Here is a 22,365-nt window from a genome sequence, read left to right on the forward strand (position 1 = left end):
GTCTCCGTTTGACAAGGACCCCGTCATGGCTCTCTTTACTCCCAAATTCATAGCTTCTTGCGCTTTATGGACGGGGGCTACAGCCACATTTGGCATGCAAGCCCAGTGCGCGGCGGGTTCCGGGCCGCTGGTCACCCCGGTGTTGGCGCTATAGACCGATCCACGAAGCGGCAAGACCCTGCAGGCCCTGAGCCTGCAATGCACGGGGTAGTTTTTCGCAGCGTCAGATTCACGGGTGTTTCGCCGGGTCCGGTGCCTTGACGGATTCGGCCTCCGCCATCAGCCAGCGCACGAAATCCTGGGCGTCGGGGTTGCCTGCGGCGCGCGGCGACATGTTCACGAAGTAACCCATGCGGGATGCCACGCCGCTGAAAGGCGCGACCAGCCGGCCATCACGCAGCAACTCGGCAAGCAGGGGCAGGCGGCCTATCGCCACGCCCTGCCCTGCCACGGCCGCCGCCACCACATCGGAATACTGCGAAAAGCGCAGCGTGTTTTTCATGCGCACTTCTGGCAGCCCCATGACCTTGAACCAAGGCTCCCAGTCGATGGTGAGCGGCTGGCCTTGCGGCATGTCGGTGGCCAGCAGGGTGTGGCCGGCCAGGTCGGCCGGTTTTTTCAAAGGCAGCGCACGGTTCTTCAGCAACTGCGGCGCACAGACGGGCAACACCGTTTCCTCGAACAGCGTGTTGCCCACGCCGTGGTTGGTCAGGCTCAGGCGTACCGACACATCGATGCCGCTGCGTTCGAGGTCCAGCAGTTCCAGCGTGGCGGAAATCCGCACATCCACCCCGGGATGGCTTGCCGTGAAACGGGCCAGCCGCGGAATCAGCCAGAGCGAGGCAAACCCCGGCGTGGTCGTGATGGCCACCTGCCGCGCCGACGTGCTGGCGCGCACGCTGGCGGTGGCATCGCGCAGCCGCTCCAGGCAGTCGCTGACAGCGCGCTGCATGAGCTTGCCGGCGTCGGTCAGCGCCAGCGCGCGGTGGCGCCGCTCGAACAGCGTGGTGCCCAGGTCGGCTTCAATCTGCTGGATCTGCCGGCTGACGGCCGACTGCGTGAGAAACAGTTCGGCGGCTGCACGCGTGAAACTCAGCGTGCGTGCGGCGGCCTCGAAGCTGCGAAGGAGGTCCAGGCGTGGCAGTTCGCTGCGGCGAAAGCCCTGGACCAGGACCGCTAACGAAGCCGGTTTCACATTCCTTGGGTGCATGCAAAGAATTCCAAATGACCGTTTGAACACTCTGGCGCTGGCCAGTATATTCATTTTCACACCGAATGTGAAAGGAGTGCCATGATGACCGACTCAAGCCCCCTGGACCTGACTCTTTCCCACCGGGCGATGTTCAGCGTGTCCGACGCCGCAGGCGTTCAGATCACCTGCCACGAAGGCAGTTTGTGGGTCACGCTCGATGACGATCCGCGCGATATCGTGGTGGACGCCGGCGGCAGCTTCCTGACGACGGAGCACCGCCGCGCGCTGATTTACGCGATGAAGCCATCGTCGCTGAGCCTGGTGGTGGCCACCGCTGGCGCACGCACACGCCGCGCCGGGCGCACGGCGGCAGCGGCCGACGTCAAGGTGACGTTTGCACTGCAGCCAGCCTGAACCCCGCCGGCGCAACCGCAACACGCATTCGCCGACCGGGTAAAGCACGACCACGCCCGGCCATTCAGACGGCCGCTGCCGCGCGTTCGCCGTCCCGTTCCTGCCGTTGACCTGACGGGCCACGATCGCCGGCCTGGTGATGCACCGGTTGATCCGGACTGCACCAGGACGGCGGGACCGGCGCCAGCCCTTCCCGATACTTCACCTCACTGTTTTTATACGACCGGTTACCGGCTTTACACCTCGCTATGGAGGCGCTGGCGTGCCCTGCGCCTCTCGAAAAAATGACGCCTTCTCCAAGCTAGGCCTGATGAATTCCGGATGCCGCATGCATCCAACCCAGCGTCAAGTGTGCAGGCGGGGATACCTCATTGAAGGGATTGGCAGACCCGGCGGCGGGGATGAAACTGACACCCGATAACGCAGGCCATGTGAAGTCCTGTCTCAAGGACTACTTCATTGCCACGCGATGTCGAGCAGACGGGTGATGCTGGATTCATCCGACAGCGAAGGGAGAAGAAAATCATGTCTCACTATCCAGAGAGATGGGCTTGCGCTGGCGTGCTGGCGTTGGGTCAATTTATCTTTGCCGCGCAGGTTTTTGCCGGGGATGGCTTCCTGGTCATCACCCGGGATGTGCCTTACCAGTCGGTAGCCGGTCCGCGCCATACCGGGCAGGTCACCGGCGTCCAAACCGCGCCGGATGTCCCGATATTGGGTGCCGGATCAGCGGTCCGCGCAGGCGCAGTCACTGAGCTGACGGATCGCGAGTCGGCAGCGATCGCAGGACGCGTGCAGGGCCACATGGGCAGCGTCGCTGCCACCATGCAGACGGCGACGGCGCAATCGGGACTGGCGTCGGGAAAATTCACAGGTGCAGGCGGTGATGCCTTCGCGCCAGCAGGCGGGATGGGGTCGCTGGTTGGCGGCTTCGGCATGCAGGCGGGAAGCACTGTCGGTCGCGCCACCGGTGCAATGGGCCAGGCCCTGAGCGGCGCCCTTGCCCCCGCCGGCACCCGGTAGGGAGACGGCCATGATGCAGATTCAACGCAAGTCATACACCGTTCTGGCGCTGGCCTGGCTGATCTCGCTACCTTGCTGGAGCCAGGGTACCGGACCGGAGTTGCCGGGCTACGTCACGCGCAGCGTGATCGACGGCAATGCGCTGAGCAATGTTCGCGGGCGATTCGCCGTGAACATGGCAGCAGGAGATTCAAATGCCCAGACGAATGCGGGCGCCATGGCCATTGGCCTGGACGGCGGCACTGCCGCGGCCCTGGTCGGTGTGCACCAGGCGACAGGATGGATTCGCGCTACCACGCCGGATCTGTCCATCGCAGTGATCGGGGGCCGTGCCTTTGCAAACAGCTCGGGTGCAGTCTCTGTGAACCAGACCAGCGGCGTGGGGAACACCCAGGCCAACGGCATGGCGGTTGCGGTGGGCTTTGACGTGGAAGCAGTTTCAGAGAGCGTGCTCGCTGCGACTGCTTCCGGTGTTGGGCTGGCTGGTCCGGCCAGGGGCGCAAACATGAAGGCGGTATCGATCTCCGATGCAGCCTTTCGCGGCTCGCGCGGCCTGGTCCAGATCAACCAGTCTGCGGGGTCGGGCAACAGCACGGCCAACAACTTCGCCTTCCAGCTTCAGCTGGGGACGAAACCTTAAGACAGTACTTAACTTTTTGGAGATCATTCCATGAAAACACGCAAAATGAAGTCCGCTCCTCTGGCTCTGGCGGTGGCCGCTTTGTTCGCCGCTCCTCTGGCCTTTTCGCAGGACGGCACCCAGGACAGCAAATCGACGTCGGCGACCAGCGTCAGTACGGACAGCAGTTCCACGGAGAACCGCACCAGGGTCAACATCGAAAAAGACCTGCGTTATCGGCAGGAGGTCAACGTCAGCGGCAATGTGCAGGTCACCGGTGCGATCAGGGTCGACTCGAGTTCCGCAGCCGTGGTTGACGACAAGCAGATCAACTACCTCAACGAGGTCGCCAATGACGAAGTCACGAACTCGTCGGTGGTCAACGGCAACGCCCTGCAGAACGCGGCAGGCAACATCGGCCTGAACGTCACGGCCGGCGACAACAACCAGCAGGCGAATTCTGCCGCGCTGTCCGCATCCGATGCCAGCTTCCTGTTCGGTTCGTCCGACGCTGAAATCTTTGCACGCCAGGATGTCCAGGCCAACCGGGCCATCAACTTCGGCAACACCAACACGGCATCATTGGCCGGCAATGCGTTGCAGAATGCGACCGGAAACATCGGGGTCAACATCTCCGCCGGCAACAGCAACCAGCAGAAAAACGACTTGGCGGCGTCTGTCGCGGTCGCACGCATGGCCACGGCGACGGTGGCGGTCAAGCAAATGAACGACCACAACGTCACGTCCAACACGCCCAAGCAGCGGGAAGTCGTGACCATGGTTCCGGTGAACCTGGCCTTCCAGTCCCGGGGTGTCTATGCCGGCATCTCCGACCAGAAGGGTGACCAGTATCCCGACACATGGACCGGCACCACCCATCCGGGCGGCACCCAGACCGGTCACATGGACCTCGACAGTGCTGTGCAGGGCGCGCAGAATCGCCAGGCCTCGTCCGGCCTGAACGCCAACGGCACACCCAACGGCGACTCCAGCGCCGGAGGCGCCCTGAGCTTCAATGAGCAGGGCGACATCGCCTTGAGCGGCTCGGTCACCGGCATGATTCCCGTTGTGACGCGTGTCAGCATTGCCACGACCAACACGTCTTCCCTGGGCGGCAACGCCTTGATGGGCGCGGCGGGCAATATCGGCGTGAACATCGCATCGGGCACCAACAACCAGCAATACAACGGTATGGCGGTGTCGGCGACCCACGCCGGTGGCACCAACGGCGGCGGCGAGGCACTGCGCCGCTGAAGTCCCGTTGCTGGATCAACCTTCGGCCGCCCTCCCCCGGCGGCCGAAGGTTTTCAGCTGGACAAGGATGAACCGCCATGCCTCTGGCAAACCACAAATGGATCCCGCCTGCAGCGTGGCTGCTGGGCCATGCCCTGGCCTGCCTGCTGGTGGCGGGCCAGGCCGGCGCGGTTGGCCTCGGCGGTGTGATTCCCGGCGCCGGCCCCATCCACAAGAACGTGCTGAGCATGCGGGAGCTGCGGTATGTGGACATGGTTCCGCAGAAAACCGACTTCAGCTGCGGTGCGGCAGCGCTTGCCACCATCCTCAATTACGCCTATGGCCAGAAGCTGACGGAAGACGAAGTCATCCAGGGGCTGCTCCAGGTCAGTGATCCCGCCATCGTCAGAGAGAAGGGATTTTCCCTGCTCGACCTGAAAAACTACGTGCAGGCCAGGGGCATGCGCGGACGTGGCTACAACATGTCGTCGGAGATGCTGGACAGAGTCAAGGTCCCGACCATCGTGCTGCTCGATATCCGGGGGTACAAACATTTTGTGGTGCTCAAGAAGACGACACCGGACAAGGTCTACATTGCCGACCCGGCTCTGGGCAACCGGGTCGTTGCCAGGCAGGAGTTTGAAAGCGGGTGGAACCGGGTGGTGTTCGCCGTGATCGGTCAGGGCTTTGAGCGTGACACCGTGCTGTTGCGACCCAGCGAGCCGCTGACAGCACGCAGCACCATGGACACGTGGCGGCCACTGACGGATGCCCAGTTGCTGGAGTTCGGGTTCTCCAGCGCAGAGCTTTTCTGAGGCGTTGCGCGATGGATCCGCAGCGCCCGATGAATCACCAGATGCGCAAGCTGATGGTCTTCAGTTGACGGACAGCACGCTGTCCTGAAGTTTGAGGGGACATGTGATGACACGAACCATTTATTCATTGGCGCTTGCCGCGGCGCAACAGGAAAAACCGTGGCACGGCAAGTCGCCGTCCACTGCGGGCGGTTGCAGGTCGTGGCAACAGCGTGCGCTGGTTGCAGCGTTGGCAGGCGCTTTGGTTACCCTGCCCCTGGCACGCGCCGCGCTGCCGCCCGACCTGAATGTGTTTGATCATGCGTCCGAGATTCCTGACGGTGAGCTCGGCCACATGCGCGGCAAATTCGTGGCGGCCGGACAAGTCATGTACTTCGGCGTCGAAATGGTGACACGGTGGCTGGCATCCTCGGGACAGTCGATTACCGCCTCCGGCGTGCTGCAGATCAGTCTGGCCGGCAACACGCCGCAGGTCAGCTTTGTACCGACCATCACCGTCGAGCAAAAGGCCGCCATGGGCGGTACTGCAGGTCAGGGCTCTGCGGTGGCAAGCGGCGGCGGCGGGCTGCAGGACGTCACTGGTGTGGTGCAGAACATCCAGGTGGCGGGCGCCTCGAACGGAATCACCAACACCATAGGCATCAACGTCCAGAACGCGTCGGGGCCACCGGCGCTGCAGTCCCAGCCCCAGGGGGCGCTCTCGGCATCCACCACCACAGCCAGCGGCAGCGTGGCCTCCGTCGGCCTCGGCGGCAACGGCATGAGTGTCGCCGTCGCCGTGCCGGACCAGGGCCGGGCGATGCAACAGATTCGCCAGGTGGGCATGGGCGGGGGGCAGGTGTTGCAGTCGGTACAGCTGGGCGGCGACGTCAACCAGATTCACAACCGGATCAACCTCAATGTCCAGATGAATTCCGCGTCCGGACCGGCATCCCCGTCGGGCAACCTGTTGCTGGGGATGAAGCTCATGCCGCAAAGCGGTACTTTTTAAGTCGCCCGGACGGGCCAGCCGCGCCCGTCCGTCACAGATTCGGGGCCGCACTGGGCGCTGAAAAGGGGAGCGCCGCCTTGTAGCGGCCGGCAAATTTGGCAATCAAAAAAACTGATGAGGGAGATCTTATGCGACGTTTTTTTCCGCTGCGGCCCCTGGTGTTGATGATGGCAGCCGGCCTCCCCCTGGCTTGCCTGGCAGACAACGATGACGAAGTGGCCGACCTGCGCCGGCAGGTACAGGAGTTGACCCAGCGCGTTGACACGCAGCAGTCGTCTCTGCGGGTGCTGGCCGCGCGCTTGCAGCAGCTTGAGGCGGCAGGCCCGGGCCAGGCGCGCATGGTGAGAACGACCGATGCCGTCCAGCCCGATGGGTCCGCAAGCCGGGAGCCCGCCTCCGCAGAGGGTAGCGGTGGAGAGAAGGTGGTCAGGGAAGCACCGCCTTCGCGCAGTGCCGAGGCGGTGTACCGGGAACAGAGCGCCATGTTCGACCGCAAGTTCACCCTGGAAACCGGCGTGAGTTACTCCCACTCGAACCGGCGGGACCTTTTCCTCAATGGTTTTCTGGCGCTGGATGCGATCTTTCTCGGGCAGATCAATCTTGACCGCATCAAGGCCGACACCCTGACCTTTGACCTGACGGGGCGTTATGCGCCCACGGACCGGCTCCAGTTCGATCTCAACGTGCCCTACCTGTACCGCTATTCCGCCTTTTCGTCGGTTGGCGCGGGTTTCAGCACCTCTGCCGTGGCCGAGAGAAATGTCTCGAACGGCAATGTGGGTGACGTCAGTGCTGGTGTGTTCTACCGCCTGATCCAGGAAAGCGCAGACAGCCCCGACACCGTGCTCAACTTCCGCGTCAAGGCGCCGACCGGAACCAGCCCCTATGGCATCAAGTTCGAGGATTCGCCGGATTCAGGTGGCAACCTGAAGATTCCCGCGAAGTTGCCAACCGGCAATGGCGTGTGGGCCGCCTCGGCCGGGGTGAGCTTCATCAAGACGGTGGATCCGGCCATCCTGTTCGCCAACCTGGGCTACACGCACCACTTTGACCGCAGCTTCAGCGACATCAGCTCGGACCCGAACACGCGAACACCGGGCAGCGTCAGGCTGGGGGACCAGTTTTCGCTGGGCGCGGGTTTTGCCTTTGCGCTCAACGAACGCATGAGCCTGAGCACCTCGTATTCCCACCGCTTTGCAAGAAAGGCGCGTGTCCGCCAGCAGGGCCAGGACTGGCAAACCGTCAATGGCAGCGACTCCAGCGCCGGCGTGCTCAACTTCGGCGTGACCTATGCCTTGTCGGACCGGCGGTCCATGGTGTTCAACCTCGGCATCGGCGTCACCGCCGACGCGCCGGACATCACCATCGGGGTCAAGTTCCCCTTCAGCTTCTGAGCGTAGCCAGGCTCCGTGCCTAGGCTTCGCGAAGGGCTTTTTTCAGCTGCTCGCCGATTTCCGGCTTGTGTGCAAACGGGTTGGTCGGGTTGCGCGCCTGCAGGATGTCCTCCAGCCGCGTCTGCACCGAGCCAATCGCCTTGGGGTGGCTATAGATGTAGAACTGGTTGGCGGCGATCGCGTCGAACACCTTTTGCGCCACGTCGGCCGCCGTTACCTTGCCGGACCCGACCGCCTTGTCGCTCATGGCCTGGCCGATCAGCTGGCTTTTGGTCGGCTTGGCGGCAGGCAGATCATCGGGCCGGTTGCGCTGGCTCTGGCTGATGCCGGTCGGCACGAAGAAGGGGCACAGCACCGAGGCGCTGATCTGGTCGGTAACCAGCGCCAGGTCCTGGTACAGGGTTTCGCTGAGGCTGACGACCGCATGTTTGCTGACGTTGTAAATGCCCATGTTGGGCGCATTGAGCAAGCCTGCCATGCTGGCCGTGTTGACGATGTGGCCCTGCCAGGCCGGGTCTTTTCCGGCGGCTTCCAGCATCATGGGCGTGAACACACGCACGCCGTGCGCCACTCCCATCAGGTTGACGCCGATGACCCATTCCCAGTCCTTGAGCGTGTTCTCCCAGATCAGTCCCCCTGCCCCGACGCCGGCGTTGTTGAAGACAAAATGCGGCGCGCCGAAACGTGCCAGCACGGCGGCGCCGAGCGCTTCGACCTCGGCGGCCTTGGACACGTCGAGGCGGAAAGCCAGTACCTGCGCGCCGGCGGCCGTCATTTCAGCGGCAGCCTTGTCGAGCGCATCCTGCTGCACATCGGCGAGCACGAGGTTCATGCCGAGCCGGGCGCCTATGCGTGCGCACTCGAGGCCGAAGCCCGAGCCGGCGCCGGTGAGAACGGCGGTTTTGCCTTTGAAATTCGTGATCATCAGTAACTCCTTGAATAGGGCCTGTTCACACTATGGATGCAAGTGCGAACGTGGTGAAAACAACGCCAATCTAGGCGCGCGACGACGCCCAGCCTGGGCGGCTGGGCTAGGAGTGCAACGACGAGTGGCGCTGTTTTCACCACGTTCCCTCCGGGTTGCGGCCAAAAAGGCCATGCGCAGCGTTGCAAAGCCTTGCCGGGCGCCAGCCCGGCTGCATTTTGCGCCTCGCGCATGACCTTTTTGACTCGCAACGCATCTTGCATCCATAGTGTGAACAGGCCCTAAGGGCGCAGCATCTCAACATGGGGAATGCCATCTTCGATATAAGGCAAGCCCGCAGTCAAAAAACCGTGCTGTAAATAAAACTTTTCAAGCCGCGCCTGCGCGCCTATGCGTATGGGCTGCGCACCCCAGTGCCCGAAAACACAGGCGATGGCCTGCCGCATGAGTTCATGACCCATGCCGCTTCCACGCAGCATCTCGCGGGTGATCACGCGCCCTATGCTGGCTTCGGCAAACTTGACGCCGGCCGGAAAGCAGCGTGCATAAGCCACGAGTTGGCCACCGGATACGCCAAGAACATGCACGGCCTCGTGGTCGGAACCGTCCATGTCCTGATAGATGCCGGCTTGCTCCATCACGAAAACCTCCGTGCGAAGCTGCAGGACTTCATAAAGCTCGGGGGTGGTCAGCGCAGCAAATGGGACAGCCCGCCAGGCGATCCCGCTCATGCCTGGGCGACAGCCTTCATTGCATACCCGATGCGCGGAAAATGCACATGCACGGTGCCGGCTCTCTCGTCGCTGCGGCTCAAGGTGTAGTGCGTACGGGTGGCGGCGATCAGCTCACCTTCGGTGGGCTCGGGCCCGAAACTTTCGGCCGTGATGCTGACGCGGCTGCCTAGAGGGATGCCGTGTTCGTCCTGGAAGGTGCTGTCAGTCAACAGGCCGTGGCCGACCGGCATGGGGTCGGCGGCTGCCGCGGCGGCGATGGCCTGGGCCGCATCGAATTTTTCCATGGTGCCGTGGCCGATGGCGTTCATGCGGTCCATCCAGTCGAGCACGGCCGGTGTGAGCTGCAGGATGTCGGCCACCACGGGCGTGCGCACCCGGGTGAACCACAGCGGGTGGTAGGCGGAAAAATCGGCGATGCAGGGCACCTGGCCCAGCAGGAAAGGCTGCTCGTCGAGCATATCCGACAGGCGCCGCAAATACGATTTGTAGGCCGCGGCTGCATCGGCCGGGCGCAGCCGCGTCATGTTGAAACTCATGGCCTTGCGGTCTTCGCCGAAAGCCTTGGCGGCTTCGGAGGGCGCGCCGGCAAACATGTGCGCCGCGCCTTTGGGGCCCAGGTTGTGGGCCATGGCGGCCCAGAACAGCGTGCTGTCGGCCCACTGCGCCAGCGTGCGCGCCAGGCCCTTGCCCGGCTCGGGGTAAAGGGATGGCACGGGCTGCAGGTGCTCCAGCACATCGGCGATCAGCGCGCTGTCGCAATAGATGTCGGCGCCAACCTGCAGGAAGGGCGTTTTTCGGTAGCCACCGGTCAGCGCCAGCACGTCGGGCTTGGGCATGATGCTGGGGATGATCACCGACTTCCAGGCCAGCTGCTTGTAGCCGAGGATCAGTCGGACCTTCTCGGAAAACGGCGAGGTCGGGTAGTGGTGAAGAATCAGGTCGGCCATGGGAGCTCCAGTTGACCGTCATCCCGGGCTTGACCCGGGATCCATGACGGCGTGCCAGGGAGGGATTGCGGATCAAGTCCGCAATGACAAGAACACGTGTTCATCGCGGCATGGCGCGGGTGATCAGGGCGTCGAAGTCCACATCGGCGCCCAGGGTGCCGAAAGCCTGGCCCCAGTCGCCGCCCAGCCGTGAGTCGCAGAAAGCCTCGAACACGGCCGCGGGTGCGCTCTGGTAGAGCAGCGCGGCCTGCACGGCCAGCGCCACGTCTTGCGCCAGCCGCCGGGCTTCGATTTCTGTGGCCATCTCCTCGACACGGGTTGGCAAGGCCGCGGCCAGCCGGTCCAGCGCCGGGTGTGCACCTTGGGCGGGTGCCAGTTCCTGCGCCAGCGCGGCGGGCGCATCGGCCTTGCGCAAGGCGCGCAGCAGGTCCAGCGCCATGATGTTGCCGGCGCCCTCCCAGATCGAGTTGAGCGGCATCTCGCGGTAGATGCGGGCCATGATGCCTTCGCCACCCTCCTCCACATACCCATTGCCGCCCAGGCACTCCATGGCTTCCTGCGCAAAGTGACTGCCGCGTTTGCAGATCCAGAACTTGGCGACCGGCGTGAGCAGGCGCGCCATCGCCTGCTCGTGCGGGTCGGCACTGTGGTCAAAGGCCCGGGCCAGCCGGATGGCCAGCGCGGTGGCTGCTTCGGATTCGAGCGCCAGGTCGGCCAGCACGTTGCGCATCAGCGGCTGGACGATCAGCGGCCGGCCGAAGGCCTCGCGCTGGGCGCAATGGTTGAGCGCAATGCTGAGCGCCTGGCGCATCAGGCCGCTGGTGCCGAGTGCGCAGTCCAGTCGCGTCATGGTGCCCATCTCGAGGATTTGCGGCACGCCGCGGCCTTCCTCGCCGACCAGCCAGGCGGTGGCGCTGTCGAACTCGACTTCGGAGCTTGCGTTGGCCTTGTTGCCGAGTTTGTCTTTCAGGCGCTGGATACGGATCGCGTTGAGGCTCTTGTCCGGAAGAACGCGCGGAATGAAGAAGCAGCTCAAGCCCGCGGGCGCCTGCGCCAGCACCAGGAAGGCGTCGCACATGGGCGCCGAGAAGAACCATTTGTGGCCGGTCAGGCGAAAGCGCCGGCCCCAACCGTCGCTGCCATCGGGCACCGCCTGCGTCGTGTTGGCGCGCACGTCGGAGCCGCCCTGCTTCTCGGTCATGCCCATGCCCATGGTCACACCGGTTTTTTCCGAGAACTGCTTGAGTGCCGGATCGTAGGCGCGGCTGGTGAGCCGGGGCGCCCAGTCGGCGTGGATGGCGGCGTTGCTGCGCAGCGCCGGCGTGACCGCGTAAGTCATGGAGATCGGGCACAGGATGGAGGGTTCCAGCTCGGTGAACAGCATGAAACCGGCAGCCCTGCGCACGTGCGGCGATGGCCCTTCGCCGTTCCACGGCGTGCCGTGCAATCCGGCCCTGGTTGCGGCATCCATGAGCACGTGATAACTCGGGTGGAACTCCACTTGGTCCACCCGCCGGCCGAAGCGGTCATGGCTGTGCAGCTGCGGCGTGTGGGTGTTGGCCAGCCGCGCATGGGTCTGCATGGCGGTGCTGCCAAGGCTTGCCCCCAGCGCACTCAGTTCCGCCGTGGCCAGCTGCGGCGCATTGAACTTCAACGCGTCGCGCAGGCCCTGGTTGGTGTCGAACAGGTTGTAGTCGGCCAGCGGCTCGGGCTGGTTGAAGACTTCATGGGTCGTTTCCATCGTTTTCCCTTTCACCATGACTTGATCGCAATGCGCGAACGCGGGAACTCTTCACGCCAGCCGGGGCCGCGGAACCGGCTTTGCCGGGCCGCAGGCGCAGCGGCCCCCTCGGGGGGCAGGAAGCGACACGCAGTGCGCGACCGTGGGGGCCACATACCTAAATCAGTTTGACCAGTTGTTTGCCAAAGTTTTTGCCTTTAAGCAAACCCAGGAAGGATTCCGGCGCAGCCGCAATGCCCTGCGCAATGGTTTCGCGCGGCTTGAGCTTGCCGGTGGCGACCAGGGTGCCGAGTTCCTTCAGGGCCTCGGGCCAGATTTCCATGTGTTCGCTGACGATGAAGCCCTGGATTTTCAGGCGATTGGTCAAAATCAGTTGCGGGTAAGTCATGGGCAGCGGCTGACCGTCATAACCGGCGATCATGCCGCACAGCGCGATGCGGCCGAAGGCGTTCATGCGTGAGAGCACGGCGTCCAGGACCATGCCACCGACGTTTTCGAAGTAGCCGTCGATGCCGTCGGGGCAGGCTTCCTTGAGCGCTTTCGACAGCGACGCCGCGTCCTTGTGCTGCTTGTAGTCGATGCAGGCGTCAAAGCCGAGTTCTTCCACCGCGTATTTGCATTTGTCCGGTCCGCCGGCAATGCCGACCGCGCGGCAGCCGCGCGCCTTGGCCAAAGCGCCGAAGGCACTGCCCACGGCGCCGGTGGCGGCGCTGACCACCACGGTCTCGCCGGCTTTGGGTTCAATAATTTTCACCAGACCGTACCAGGCGGTGACGCCCGGCATGCCCACGGCACCCAGGTAATGCGACAGCGGCACATGGGTGGTGTCGACCTTGCGCAGGGCGCCGGGCTGGGTCGCATCGACCACGCTGTACTCCTGCCAGCCGCCCATGCCGACCACCTTGTCACCGACGGCGAACTTGGGGTTTTTCGACTCGACCACCTCGCCGGCCGTGCCGCCGCCCATGACCTGGCCCAGCGCCTGCGGCTGGGCATAACTCTTGGCGTCGTTCATGCGGCCGCGCATGTAGGGGTCCAGGCTCAGGTAGTGGTGGCGCACCAGCACCTGGCCGTCCGCCAGCGCGGGCGTGTCGCTGCTGACCAGCTTGAAGTTGCTGGCGACGGCTTCGCCGCTGGGACGGTTGTCGAGAAGGATTTGCTGATTGACTGGCATGCGGTGTCTCCTGGGGGAATGTGGATTGCTATTGATTTAAGAGCTGCTGAAGCAAGCGCAATAAGGGCTGGAGCACGATTTGTCTTGTAAAAATACGTTCTGCCCACTAATCCGTCGAAATGACGGTCTGGAGGGCGTTTACCCCTTTTGAGCCCACGGCCAGGCGTTTGACGTACTTGAAGGTGCCGGTGGCATGCGAGCAAATCCGGCCCTGGTCGTCGTACACCGAGCCTTCGGTGAAGGCCATGGTTGCGGTGCGGTGGATCAGCCGGCCCTTGGCCGTCAGCTTGCTGCCGTCACCGGGCGCCGGGCGCATGAAGCTGGTTTTCATCTCGATGGTGACCACGCCCATGTCTGGCTGCACGCTGCGCGCCGCCGTCGCCATGACCACGTCCTGCAGCGTCATCAGTGCGCCCCCGTGGGTGACATGGAACGAGTTCAGGTGCTCGGCCAGGGGCGTGTAGTCGATCTGCGACGCCCCGCCTTCGAACAGCACGAGCTCGAAACCGAGGTGGTTGACAAAGGGAATGTCGACGCCGAAGCTCATAGACATATCGCCAGTGGGGGCAGAGCAGCACGCAAAGCGATGAGGGCGGGGGCTCTCCCCTGACCAGCCGGGGCCGCGGAACCGGCTTTGCCGGGCCGCAGGCGCAGCACCCCCTCGGGGGGCAGAGAGCTACGCGAAGCGAGCGAACGTGGGGGCTTCATTTCTAGCCACCGGTGACTGCAGACACGCCGCCGTCCACTGCCAGCCACTGCGCGGTGATGTGTTTGCCGGCGTCCGACGCGTACAGCACACACAGGCCCTTGAGGTCTTCGTCGTCGCCCAGTCGCTGCAGCGGCGCGTGGGCGGCCAGTTTTTCCTCGCCCAGGGCCTTGAGCGTGCCCATGGTCATCTTGCTCGGGAAAAAACCCGGGCAGATGGCGTTGACGGTGATGTTGTACTTGCCCCATTCGCAGCCCAGCGCGCGCGTGAAGTTGATCACCGCGCCCTTGGAGGTGTTGTAGGCCACCGTGGTCATCTCGGGCGGGTTGCCGCCCAGGCCGGCGATGGAGGCCACGTTGATGATGCGGCCGGAGCGGCGCGCGATCATGCTGTGTTTGGCGATGTGCTGGCTCAGGATGAAGTAGCCGCGGATGTTCAGGTTCATGACCTTGTCCCAGGCTTCGACCGGGTGGTCTTCGGCCGGTGCACCCCAGGCGGCGCCCGCATTGTTGACGAGGATGTCCACGTGGCCGAAGCGCTGGATGGTTTCATCGGCCAGCGCGCGGATGTCCGCTTCCCTGGAGCAATCGGCAGCGATCCAGTCGACGTCGATGCCGGCGGCCTTGAGTTCGGCCGCAGACTCCTGCAGGTCTTCGGCCTTGCGCGAGCTCAACATGATTTTGGCGCCGGCTTCGCCGAGCGCCTGCGCCAGCTGCAGGCCCAGGCCGCGCGAACCGCCGGTGACGAGGGCGGTCTTGCCGGTGAGGTCGAACAGCTGCTGGATGGTACGGGTCATGAGGGGGCTCCTTGTTGTTGGGAAAGGTGGGAACGAGTGTCGCGCAAAGTGCGCCTGCCGGCTGTCGCAGGGCGGACGGGTCAGTCGCTGCTGGTGAGGCGGGAACGCACGTAGATCAGCACAAACCCGATGGCCGCCACGACGCTGCCGCCGACCACCATGGACCAGCCGAGGGCGTCATCCATGCGCTGCACCGACAGGCCCAGCACCAGCGTGAGCAGCCCGCCGTAGATCAGGATCCAGATCAGCTGCTGCAGCCGGGCAATCAACTTGCTCGACGTGGTACTCCCTGATTCCTTGAAAAAACCCATCAGAACGCCTCCTCCGGCAAGTCGGCGCAGGTCAGATCGCGGGCTGCGACCACCTGGAGCCAAGCGTCGATTTTAGGCAATTCGTAGTGATAAAAGTAGCGGACCGCGCCCAATTTACCGGCGGTAACTGCTATTGATTTTGTAGCATCGGCCTGCAGCGCGGCCAGCGCCACGTCCAGCCAGATCCAGGCCAGCACGGTATGGCCGAAGCCCTGCATGTAGGGCACGGCATTGGCCAGCGCATCCTGCGGGTTGCCGGTGGCCCAGGCGGCCTGGGTGGTCGCCCCGACCTGCTGCAGCGCCTGGCCCAGCGCCTTGGCATAGTCCGCGAGTTCCGGCACCTGGCTCGCCCGCTCCATCGTGCTGTGGATGCGCGCCGCCAGCAGCTGCAGGCCCTTGCCGCCCTCCATCAGCACCTTGCGGCCCAGCAGGTCGGTGGCCTGGATGCCGTGGGTGCCCTCGTGGATCATGTTCAGGCGGTTGTCGCGCCAGTACTGCTCGACCGGGAAGTCGCGCGTGTAGCCGTAGCCGCCGTGGATCTGGATCGCCAGCGAGTTCGCCTCCAGGCACCATTCGCTGGGCCAGCTCTTGGCAATCGGCGTCAGCACCTCCAGCAGCAGGCGGGCATCGTCCGCCGGACCGGCCTCGGCCGTGTGCTGCTCGTCCACCAGGCGGGCGCAGTACAGCTCCAGCGCCAGCGCGCCTTCGCAGTAGGCTTTTTGCGCCAGCAGCATGCGTTTGACATCGGCGTGTTCGATGATGCGCACCTGCGGCTGGGCCGAATCCTTGCCCGCCGGTCCGACCGGCCTGCCCTGCGGCCGGTTCTTCGCGTAGTCGAGCGAGGCGTAGTACCCGGCCATGCCCAGCATGACGGCCGCCGTGCCCACGCCGATGCGGGCCTCGTTCATCATGTGGAACATGCAGCGCAGGCCTTCGTGCGGCTTGCCGACCAGGTAACCCACGGCACCGGCCACCGGTCGTCCTGAGCCTGTCGAAGGGACCGGGTACTTGCCCTCGCCGAAATTGAGCAGCGTGTTGGTCGTGCCGCGCCAGCCGAGCTTGTGGTTCAGGCCAGCCAGTGCCACGTCATTGCGTTCGCCGGTCAGCTGGCCATCCGTGCCCACCATTTTCTTGGGCACGATGAACAGCGAGATGCCGCGCGTGCCGGGGATCAGTTTGCCGTCCGGCCCGGGAATTTTTGCCAGCACCAGGTGAATGATGTTTTCGGTGAGCTCGTGCTCGCCGGCCGAGATCCACATCTTGTTGCCCTTGAGCCTGTAGCGCGGGCCCAGCGGCTCGGCTTCGAAGTCGTCGCCGTCCGGCACGGCGCGTGTCGTGATGTCGCTCAGCGAGGAACCGGCCTGCGGCTCGGACAGGCACATGGTGCCGGAAAAACGCCCGGCAAACTCGTTGCGCGCGAACACCTCTTTCTGCGCTTCGGTGCCGTGCACCAGCAGCAGGTTGGCATTGCCCTTGGTCAGCAGGCTGGAGCCTATGCTGACCGAGGCCATGGCGAAAAAACAGTTGGCCGCGGCCTCGATGGTGTAAGGCAGCTGCATGCCGCCTTCGTCGTAGTCCTGCGCGGCGCTGAGCATGCCGGAGCCGGCGTAGGCCTTGTGCGCCTCGTGCGTGGCCTGCGGCAGGATCACTTTTTCGCCGTCGAACTGCGGCTCCTGGGTATCAACCAGCCGGTTGAAAGGCGCAAATTTTTCACGCGCGATGCGTTCGCAGGTGTCGAACACCGCGTCGAAGGTCTCGCGCGAATGATCGGCAAAACGCTCGCGCTGGTTCAGCGACTCGGCGGCCAGCCACTGGTAGAGCAGGAAATCAAGGGTGGGTCTCAGGCTCATGGGGATCCGATCTGGAGGAAGTTCAGGTGGCGCTGCTTTTGCCCGGCAGCCGGACGATGGTGCCCTGGGCCACGGCGCAGAGTTTTTCCTGGCCGTCCACCAGGACAAACACGTCGCAGCGGCACACCGCCTGCGATTTGCCGGCATGCACGGCTTCGGCGCGCGCAATCAGGCGCTCGCCGACCGCGGGCCGCAGGTAGTTGATCTTGAATTCGGAGGTGACGACGGCCCAGTCCAGGGCCGTGCCGCCGGCATAGGTCAGCGCATTGTCGGCCGCGTAACTGACCACCCCGCCATGCACAAAACCGTTCTGCTGGAGGATGTTCGGCGTGATGGGCACCTGCAGCTCGCACCGGCCCAGGGACAAGGCATGCAGCTCGGCGCCTATCAACACGCTGAAAGGCTGCAGGGCCAGAAACGCCTGCCCTTTCTGAAGGAGCAGGGTTTCATCCATGCGAGTGAATGCCTGTTACAGGACTTCGAAAATGCCGGCCGCGCCCATGCCGCCGCCAATACACATGGTCACGCAGACACGTTTGGCGCCGCGACGCTTGCCTTCGATCAGCGCATGGCCGGTCAGGCGCTGGCCGCTGACGCCGTAGGGGTGGCCCACGGCAATCGCACCGCCGTTGACATTGAGCTTGTCCATCGGAATGCCCAGCTTGTCGCGGCAGTAAATGACCTGCACCGCAAAGGCTTCGTTGAGTTCCCACAGGTCGATGTCGCTGACCTTCAGGCCCAGGCGGGCCAGCACCTTGGGGATGGCGTACACGGGGCCGATGCCCATTTCGTCAGGCTCGCAGCCGGCGACCGCAAAACCGAGGAAGCGGCCCAGCGGCGCCAGGCCTTTTTTCTCGGCCACTTTTTCATCCATCACCACGACAGCGCCGCCGCCGTCGGAGAACTGGCTGGCATTGCCGGCCGAAATCACGCCGCCGGGAACGGCCGGCTTGATGCCGCTGATGCCTTCCTTGGTCGTGCCTTCGCGAATGCCTTCGTCCTTGCTGACCGTCACCTGCTTGGTGGTCAGACCCATCACGGCGTCGGCCACACCCATGGTGACGGTGATCGGTGCAATTTCGGCGTCGAACAGGCCGGCAGCCAGGGCCGCCGAGGCTTTTTGCTGGCTGGCGGCACCGTATTCGTCCATTTGCTCGCGCGTGATGCCATAACGCTTGGCGACCTGCTCGGCCGTCTGCAGCATGTTCCAGTAGATCTCGGGCTTGTTCTTGACCAGCCACGGGTCGGCCAGCATGTGGGTGTTCATTTCCTGCTGCACGCAGGAAATGCTTTCAACGCCACCGGCCACATAGATGTCGGCTTCGCCGGCAATGATGCGCTGGGCGGCCAGGGCAATGGTCTGCAGGCCGGACGAACAGAAACGGTTGACGGTCATGCCCGACACGGTGATGGGGCACCCGGCGCGCAGCGCGATCTGGCGCGCAATGTTGGCGCCGGTCGCGCCTTCGGGGTTGGCGCAGCCCATGATCACGTCCTCGACCTCGCCAGCCTCGATGCCGGCGCGCTGGATGGCGTGTTCGACCGCGTGGCCGCCCAGGGTGGCCCCGTGGGTCATGTTGAAAGAGCCCTTCCAGCTTTTGGCCAGGGGGGTGCGGGCGGTGGAAACGATTACAGCTGAAGTCATGAAAATCTCCGGAAATTAATTGAACGTCTTGCCTTCGGCGGCCAGCTTGGCAAGCAAGGGCGCCGGTTGCCAGAACTTGGCGTCGTCCAGCGGGTTCTGGGCAAAACGCTTCATGCTCTGCACCACATTGAACAGGCCCACCTGGTCGGCGTAATTCATGGGGCCGCCGCGGTAGATCGGGAAACCGTAACCCATGAGGTAGACCATGTCGATGTCGCTGGCTTTGGACGCAATGCCCTCTTCCAGAATGTGCGCGCCTTCGTTGACCAGCGCGTAAACCAGGCGCTGGACGATTTCCTCGTCGGAGATCTTGCGTGGTGTGATGCCCAGCGATGCGCGGTGGTCTTCAATCATCTTGACCACCTCGGCGTTTGGAATCGCGTCGCGTTTGCCGGGCACGTAGTCGTACCAGCCGGCACCGGTCTTCTGGCCGAAGCGGCCCTTCTCGCACAGCAGATCCGCAGTCTTGCTGTACTTCATGTCCGGCTTTTCCTGGTAGCGGCGCTTGCGGATGGCCCAGCCGATGTCGTTGCCGGCCAGGTCGCCCATGCGGAACGGGCCCATGGCCATGCCGAATTTTTCCATCGCCTTGTCCACCTGCGCGGGCGTGCAGCCCTCGTCGAGCAGGAAGCCGCCTTGGCGGCCGTACTGCTCGATCATGCGGTTGCCGATGAAGCCATCGCAGACGCCGGACACGACGGCGGTTTTCTTGATTTTTTTGCTGACGGCCATCACCGTGGCCAGCACGTCCTTGGCGGTTTTTTCCCCGCGCACGACTTCGAGCAGCTTCATCACATTGGCCGGGCTGAAGAAATGCATGCCGACCACGTCCTGGGGACGCTTGGTGAAGGCCGCGATTTTGTTGACATCCAGCGTCGAGGTGTTGGAGGCCAGGATAGCGCCCGGTTTCATCACGCGGTCGAGTTCCTTGAACACTTTTTCCTTGACACCCATTTCCTCGAACACGGCCTCGATCACCATATCGGTATCCTTGAGCTCATCGTAGCTCAGCGTGGTGCTGAGCAGGCCCATGCGCTGCTCGTACTTGTCCTGCTTGAGCTTGCCCTTCTTGACCTGGGCTTCGTAGTTCTTGCGGATGGTGGCAATGCCCTTGTCCAGCGCCTCCTGCTTCATTTCGAGCATCTTGACGGGAATGCCGGCGTTCAGGAAGTTCATGGCAATGCCGCCGCCCATGGTGCCGGCGCCAATGACGGCGACGGACTGGATCTCGCGCTTGGGCGTGTCTTCCGGCACGTCCGGAATTTTGGACGCAGCGCGCTCGGCCGCGAAAATATGGCGCAACGCCTTGCTCTCCGGCGTCCACATCAGGTTGATGAAGATCTCGCGCTCAAACAGCATGCCTTCGTCGAATTTCTTCTTGGTCGCGGCCTCCACGGCATCCACGCACTTGACGGGGGCCGGAAAATTCTTGGCCATGCCCTTGACCATGTTGCGCGCAAACTGGAAGTAGGCGTCGCCGCCCGGGTGTTTGCAGGGCAGGTTGCGCACCAGCGGCAAGGGGCGCGTGTCGGACACGGACTGGGCAAAGGCCAGCGCTTCCTGGGCCAGTGATTCAGCGGACGCCGCCATCTTGTCGAACAGCTTCTGGCCGGGGATCTGGGCCAGCAGTTCGCTCTTGACCGGCTCGCCGCTGACAATCATGTTCAGGGCCGGCTCGACGCCGAGCGCGCGCGGCAGCCGCTGCGTGCCGCCGGCACCGGGGATCAGGCCGAGCTTGACTTCAGGCAGTGCCACGCTGCAGCCAGGCGCTGCAATGCGGTAGTGGCAGCCCAGCGCGAGCTCCAGCCCACCGCCCATGCAGACCGAATGAACCGCCGCAACCACTGGCTTGGGAGAATTCTCAAGCGCGAGGATCACGCTCAGCAGGTTGGGCTCGGCCAGTGCTTTCGGCGTGCCGAATTCCTTGATGTCGGCACCGCCGGAAAAGGCCTTGCCTGCACCGGTCAGCACAATGGATTTGACGGCCGCATCGGCATTGGCTTTTTGCAGGCTGTCGGTGATGCCCACGCGGGTGGCATGACCCAGGCCATTGACCGGGGGGTTGTCGAGCGTGATCACCGCGACACTGCCGTGGACTTCGTATTTGGCTGTCATTTGCTTTTCCTTTGTTGCGTGTTACCCGACCATGGGCGGGATCAGGTGGTGATTCTCAAACGGCTGGGCGTCCAAAAATAGTACGACCGTTCTATTTGTCATTGTAGAAGGCTGGCGGGACACTGCAAGCCTGGCCGGCGCCGAGCTTGTCCCTGCCGTGACAAAGTCTGCCTCAGACTTCCAGCCACTCCTTGCGGGTGTAGGCGTCGGCGCGCAGGCTTTCCGGCGTGCCCTCAAACACGATGCTGCCATGGCCCATGACCAGCGCCCGGTCCGAGATCGCCATGGCAATGGTCAGCTTCTGCTCAATCAGCAGCACTGAAATCCCCTTGGCCTTCAGGGTCTGCAGGTACTGGCCCACGAGTTCGACAATCTTGGGCGCCAGCCCCTCGGTCGGCTCGTCGATGATGATCAGGTCCGGGTCGCCCATCAGCGCACGGCACAGCGTGAGCATCTGCTGCTCGCCGCCGGACAACACGCCGGCTTCGGTGTGCTGCCTTTCCCTCAGGCGCGGAAACATCTGGTACATGTCTTCAAACGACCAGCGGCTGCCTTTGCCCTTGCCTTTTTGCCCGAGCATGAGGTTCTGGTGCACGGTGAGCGTCGGGAAGATGTCGCGGTTTTCCGGCACATAACCAATGCCCAGGTGCGCTATCTCGTAGGCCTTCTGCCCGGTGATCCGCTGGCCTTTCCACTGGATGTCGCCTTCGCATTCCACCAGGCCCATGATGGCCTTGGCCGTGGTCGACCGACCCGAGCCGTTGCGGCCCAGCAGGGCGACGATTTCACCGGGCTGGACCTCAAAGTGGACCCCGTGCAGAACATGGCTCTTGCCGTAGTAGGCGTGGAGATTTTCTATTTTGAGCATGTTCAGTGTCCTCCCGCCTGGGAATCGGCCACGGCAGAGCCCAGGTAGGCCTCCTGCACCCGCGGGTTGGCGCGTACCGCTTCGGGCACGTCAAAGGCCAGAACCTCTCCGTAAACCACCACCGCGATCTTGTCGGCCAATCCGAACACCACCCCCATGTCGTGCTCCACTGTGAGCAAGGTCTTGCCTGTCGTGACCTCCTTGATCAGGCTGATGAAGCGGCTGGTTTCGCTGCGGCTCATGCCGGCGGTCGGCTCGTCGAGCAGGATGACGTTGGCACCGCCGGCAATGGTGATGCCGATCTCCAGCGCGCGCTGCTCCGCGTAGGTCAGGTTGATGGCCAGCACGTCGCGCTTTTTGTCGAGCTTGATCATCTGCATGAGTTCGTCAGCGCGCTGGTTCGCGTCATCGAGGTCGGCCAGGAACTTCAGGAAGGTGTATTTGTAGCCTAGGCTCCACAGCACGCCGCAGCGCAGGTTCTCGAAGACACTGAGCTTGGGGAAGATGTTGGTGATCTGGAAGCTGCGCGACAGGCCGGCCCGGTTGATCTCGAACGGCTTCTTGCCGTCAATGCGCTGGCCGTTGAGCAACACCTCGCCGCTGGTGGGCGCAAAGCGCCCGCTGATCAGGTTGAACAGCGTGGATTTGCCGGCACCGTTGGGGCCGATGATGCCAATCCGCTCGCCGGCATTCACGGTCAGGTTCACCCCGCGGATGATTTCGGTCTTGCCGAAACTCTTGCGCAGGTCTTTGAGTTCAAGTGCGTAGGTCATATTGCTTTCCACCCAGCCAGTGCACCGTACACGGCGGGGCCAAGGTACCGTCTGTACCAACTGGGGCCGCGGAACCGGCTTTGCCGGGCAGCAGGCGCA

22 protein-coding genes are annotated in these 22,365 nt (G+C 63.8%); 7 read left to right on the plus strand and 15 right to left on the minus strand.

What is annotated here, in order from left to right; genetic code table 11:
• Positions 1–229 precede the first annotated feature (229 nt).
• Positions 230–1,210 (minus strand): LysR substrate-binding domain-containing protein, encoded by a 981-nt coding sequence (locus B7G52_RS08040; protein ID WP_096697102.1) that lies wholly within the window; start codon positions 1,208–1,210, stop codon positions 230–232.
• An 81-nt stretch (positions 1,211–1,291) separates the two neighbouring features.
• Here B7G52_RS08040 and B7G52_RS08045 point away from each other — a divergent pair, with 81 nt between their 5' ends.
• From B7G52_RS08045 to B7G52_RS08075, 7 genes are all read left to right on the plus strand, one after another.
• Positions 1,292–1,606 (plus strand): DUF2917 domain-containing protein, encoded by a 315-nt coding sequence (locus B7G52_RS08045; protein WP_096697103.1) that lies wholly within the window; start codon positions 1,292–1,294, stop codon positions 1,604–1,606.
• 525 nt (positions 1,607–2,131) lie between these two features.
• Positions 2,132–2,629: a hypothetical protein gene (locus B7G52_RS08050; protein WP_096697104.1), complete on the plus strand. Its 498-nt coding sequence runs from the start codon at positions 2,132–2,134 to the stop codon at positions 2,627–2,629.
• 10 nt (positions 2,630–2,639) lie between these two features.
• Complete coding sequence (locus B7G52_RS08055; RefSeq protein WP_096697105.1) at positions 2,640–3,269, plus strand: hypothetical protein; 630 nt, start codon at positions 2,640–2,642, stop codon at positions 3,267–3,269.
• Between the two features lie 30 nt (positions 3,270–3,299).
• Positions 3,300–4,502 carry a hypothetical protein gene (locus tag B7G52_RS08060; RefSeq protein ID WP_141397406.1) on the plus strand — a complete coding sequence of 401 codons (1,203 nt, stop codon included), beginning with the start codon at positions 3,300–3,302 and terminating at the stop codon, positions 4,500–4,502.
• Between the two features lie 77 nt (positions 4,503–4,579).
• Entirely contained in the window at positions 4,580–5,296 is a 717-nt protein-coding gene (locus tag B7G52_RS08065; RefSeq protein WP_096697107.1) for a C39 family peptidase, read from the plus strand.
• Positions 5,297–5,402: 106 nt separating this feature from the next.
• Entirely contained in the window at positions 5,403–6,287 is an 885-nt protein-coding gene (locus B7G52_RS08070; RefSeq protein WP_141397407.1) for a hypothetical protein, read from the plus strand.
• A 128-nt stretch (positions 6,288–6,415) separates the two neighbouring features.
• Positions 6,416–7,681 carry a transporter gene (locus B7G52_RS08075; protein ID WP_205853037.1) on the plus strand — a complete coding sequence of 422 codons (1,266 nt, stop codon included), beginning with the start codon at positions 6,416–6,418 and terminating at the stop codon, positions 7,679–7,681.
• Between the two features lie 19 nt (positions 7,682–7,700).
• Here the strand turns inward: B7G52_RS08075 and B7G52_RS08080 are convergent, their stop codons facing one another.
• The 14 genes from B7G52_RS08080 to B7G52_RS08145 all read right to left on the minus strand — a co-directional run bounded on the left by B7G52_RS08080 (position 7,701) and on the right by B7G52_RS08145 (position 22,266).
• Positions 7,701–8,606 (minus strand): SDR family oxidoreductase, encoded by a 906-nt coding sequence (locus B7G52_RS08080; protein ID WP_096697109.1) that lies wholly within the window; start codon positions 8,604–8,606, stop codon positions 7,701–7,703.
• A gap of 281 nt (positions 8,607–8,887) precedes the next feature.
• Positions 8,888–9,337, minus strand: a complete 450-nt coding sequence (locus B7G52_RS08085; protein WP_096697110.1) for a GNAT family N-acetyltransferase — start codon at positions 9,335–9,337, stop codon at positions 8,888–8,890.
• Positions 9,334–10,287, minus strand: coding sequence for a glutathione S-transferase family protein (locus B7G52_RS08090; protein WP_096697111.1), 954 nt, complete (start codon positions 10,285–10,287; stop codon positions 9,334–9,336). Before B7G52_RS08090 ends, B7G52_RS08085 begins: the two co-directional genes overlap by 4 nt.
• 100 nt (positions 10,288–10,387) lie before the next feature.
• Entirely contained in the window at positions 10,388–12,028 is a 1,641-nt protein-coding gene (locus B7G52_RS08095) for an isovaleryl-CoA dehydrogenase (protein WP_096697154.1), read from the minus strand.
• Between the two features lie 157 nt (positions 12,029–12,185).
• Positions 12,186–13,202 carry an NADP-dependent oxidoreductase gene (locus B7G52_RS08100; protein ID WP_096697112.1) on the minus strand — a complete coding sequence of 339 codons (1,017 nt, stop codon included), beginning with the start codon at positions 13,200–13,202 and terminating at the stop codon, positions 12,186–12,188.
• A gap of 106 nt (positions 13,203–13,308) precedes the next feature.
• Positions 13,309–13,749: a PaaI family thioesterase gene (locus B7G52_RS08105; RefSeq protein WP_096697113.1), complete on the minus strand. Its 441-nt coding sequence runs from the start codon at positions 13,747–13,749 to the stop codon at positions 13,309–13,311.
• A 163-nt stretch (positions 13,750–13,912) separates the two neighbouring features.
• Positions 13,913–14,704, minus strand: a complete 792-nt coding sequence (locus tag B7G52_RS08110; protein WP_096697114.1) for an SDR family oxidoreductase — start codon at positions 14,702–14,704, stop codon at positions 13,913–13,915.
• An 80-nt stretch (positions 14,705–14,784) separates the two neighbouring features.
• Positions 14,785–15,015 carry a hypothetical protein gene (locus B7G52_RS08115; RefSeq protein WP_096697115.1) on the minus strand — a complete coding sequence of 77 codons (231 nt, stop codon included), beginning with the start codon at positions 15,013–15,015 and terminating at the stop codon, positions 14,785–14,787.
• Complete coding sequence (locus tag B7G52_RS08120; protein ID WP_096697116.1) at positions 15,015–16,865, minus strand: acyl-CoA dehydrogenase; 1,851 nt, start codon at positions 16,863–16,865, stop codon at positions 15,015–15,017. Before B7G52_RS08120 ends, B7G52_RS08115 begins: the two co-directional genes overlap by 1 nt.
• Positions 16,866–16,887: 22 nt before the next feature.
• On the minus strand, positions 16,888–17,319 hold the full coding sequence (locus B7G52_RS08125) for a PaaI family thioesterase (RefSeq protein ID WP_096697117.1): 432 nt from the start codon (positions 17,317–17,319) through the stop codon (positions 16,888–16,890).
• A gap of 15 nt (positions 17,320–17,334) precedes the next feature.
• The gene (locus B7G52_RS08130) at positions 17,335–18,510 is read right to left on the minus strand and encodes an acetyl-CoA C-acyltransferase (RefSeq protein ID WP_096697118.1); all 1,176 of its coding nucleotides are present in this window, start codon (positions 18,508–18,510) and stop codon (positions 17,335–17,337) included.
• 15 nt (positions 18,511–18,525) lie between these two features.
• The gene (locus tag B7G52_RS08135; protein ID WP_096697119.1) at positions 18,526–20,625 is read right to left on the minus strand and encodes a 3-hydroxyacyl-CoA dehydrogenase NAD-binding domain-containing protein; all 2,100 of its coding nucleotides are present in this window, start codon (positions 20,623–20,625) and stop codon (positions 18,526–18,528) included.
• Between the two features lie 172 nt (positions 20,626–20,797).
• Entirely contained in the window at positions 20,798–21,493 is a 696-nt protein-coding gene (locus B7G52_RS08140; RefSeq protein WP_096697120.1) for an ABC transporter ATP-binding protein, read from the minus strand.
• 2 nt (positions 21,494–21,495) lie between these two features.
• A complete protein-coding gene (locus tag B7G52_RS08145) occupies positions 21,496–22,266 on the minus strand; it encodes an ABC transporter ATP-binding protein (RefSeq protein ID WP_096697121.1) in 771 nt (256 codons plus the stop codon).
• Between the last annotated feature and the right edge of the window lie 99 nt (positions 22,267–22,365).

The sequence above is a fragment of the Polaromonas sp. AER18D-145 genome (assembly GCF_002379095.1).
GTDB lineage: Bacteria > Pseudomonadota > Gammaproteobacteria > Burkholderiales > Burkholderiaceae_C > Polaromonas.

Excerpts from the sequence above, each read along its gene's own strand:
- B7G52_RS08125 (WP_096697117.1), bottom strand. The coding sequence starts at position 17,319 with ATGGATGAAACCCTGCTCCTTCAGAAAGGGCAGGCGTTTCTGGCCCTG.
- B7G52_RS08110 (WP_096697114.1), bottom strand. The coding sequence starts at position 14,704 with ATGACCCGTACCATCCAGCAGCTGTTCGACCTCACCGGCAAGACCGCC.
- B7G52_RS08085 (WP_096697110.1), bottom strand. The coding sequence starts at position 9,337 with ATGAGCGGGATCGCCTGGCGGGCTGTCCCATTTGCTGCGCTGACCACC.
- B7G52_RS08065 (WP_096697107.1), top strand. The coding sequence starts at position 4,580 with ATGCCTCTGGCAAACCACAAATGGATCCCGCCTGCAGCGTGGCTGCTG.
- B7G52_RS08055 (WP_096697105.1), top strand. The coding sequence starts at position 2,640 with ATGATGCAGATTCAACGCAAGTCATACACCGTTCTGGCGCTGGCCTGG.
- B7G52_RS08040 (WP_096697102.1), bottom strand. The coding sequence starts at position 1,210 with ATGCACCCAAGGAATGTGAAACCGGCTTCGTTAGCGGTCCTGGTCCAG.
- B7G52_RS08135 (WP_096697119.1), bottom strand. The coding sequence starts at position 20,625 with ATGACAGCCAAATACGAAGTCCACGGCAGTGTCGCGGTGATCACGCTC.
- B7G52_RS08095 (WP_096697154.1), bottom strand. The coding sequence starts at position 12,028 with ATGGAAACGACCCATGAAGTCTTCAACCAGCCCGAGCCGCTGGCCGAC.
- B7G52_RS08090 (WP_096697111.1), bottom strand. The coding sequence starts at position 10,287 with ATGGCCGACCTGATTCTTCACCACTACCCGACCTCGCCGTTTTCCGAG.
- B7G52_RS08120 (WP_096697116.1), bottom strand. The coding sequence starts at position 16,865 with ATGAGCCTGAGACCCACCCTTGATTTCCTGCTCTACCAGTGGCTGGCC.
- B7G52_RS08045 (WP_096697103.1), top strand. The coding sequence starts at position 1,292 with ATGATGACCGACTCAAGCCCCCTGGACCTGACTCTTTCCCACCGGGCG.
- B7G52_RS08145 (WP_096697121.1), bottom strand. The coding sequence starts at position 22,266 with ATGACCTACGCACTTGAACTCAAAGACCTGCGCAAGAGTTTCGGCAAG.
- B7G52_RS08115 (WP_096697115.1), bottom strand. The coding sequence starts at position 15,015 with ATGGGTTTTTTCAAGGAATCAGGGAGTACCACGTCGAGCAAGTTGATT.
- B7G52_RS08060 (WP_141397406.1), top strand. The coding sequence starts at position 3,300 with ATGAAAACACGCAAAATGAAGTCCGCTCCTCTGGCTCTGGCGGTGGCC.
- B7G52_RS08070 (WP_141397407.1), top strand. The coding sequence starts at position 5,403 with ATGACACGAACCATTTATTCATTGGCGCTTGCCGCGGCGCAACAGGAA.
- B7G52_RS08130 (WP_096697118.1), bottom strand. The coding sequence starts at position 18,510 with ATGACTTCAGCTGTAATCGTTTCCACCGCCCGCACCCCCCTGGCCAAA.
- B7G52_RS08105 (WP_096697113.1), bottom strand. The coding sequence starts at position 13,749 with ATGAGCTTCGGCGTCGACATTCCCTTTGTCAACCACCTCGGTTTCGAG.
- B7G52_RS08140 (WP_096697120.1), bottom strand. The coding sequence starts at position 21,493 with ATGCTCAAAATAGAAAATCTCCACGCCTACTACGGCAAGAGCCATGTT.
- B7G52_RS08050 (WP_096697104.1), top strand. The coding sequence starts at position 2,132 with ATGTCTCACTATCCAGAGAGATGGGCTTGCGCTGGCGTGCTGGCGTTG.
- B7G52_RS08100 (WP_096697112.1), bottom strand. The coding sequence starts at position 13,202 with ATGCCAGTCAATCAGCAAATCCTTCTCGACAACCGTCCCAGCGGCGAA.
- B7G52_RS08080 (WP_096697109.1), bottom strand. The coding sequence starts at position 8,606 with ATGATCACGAATTTCAAAGGCAAAACCGCCGTTCTCACCGGCGCCGGC.
- B7G52_RS08075 (WP_205853037.1), top strand. The coding sequence starts at position 6,416 with ATGCGACGTTTTTTTCCGCTGCGGCCCCTGGTGTTGATGATGGCAGCC.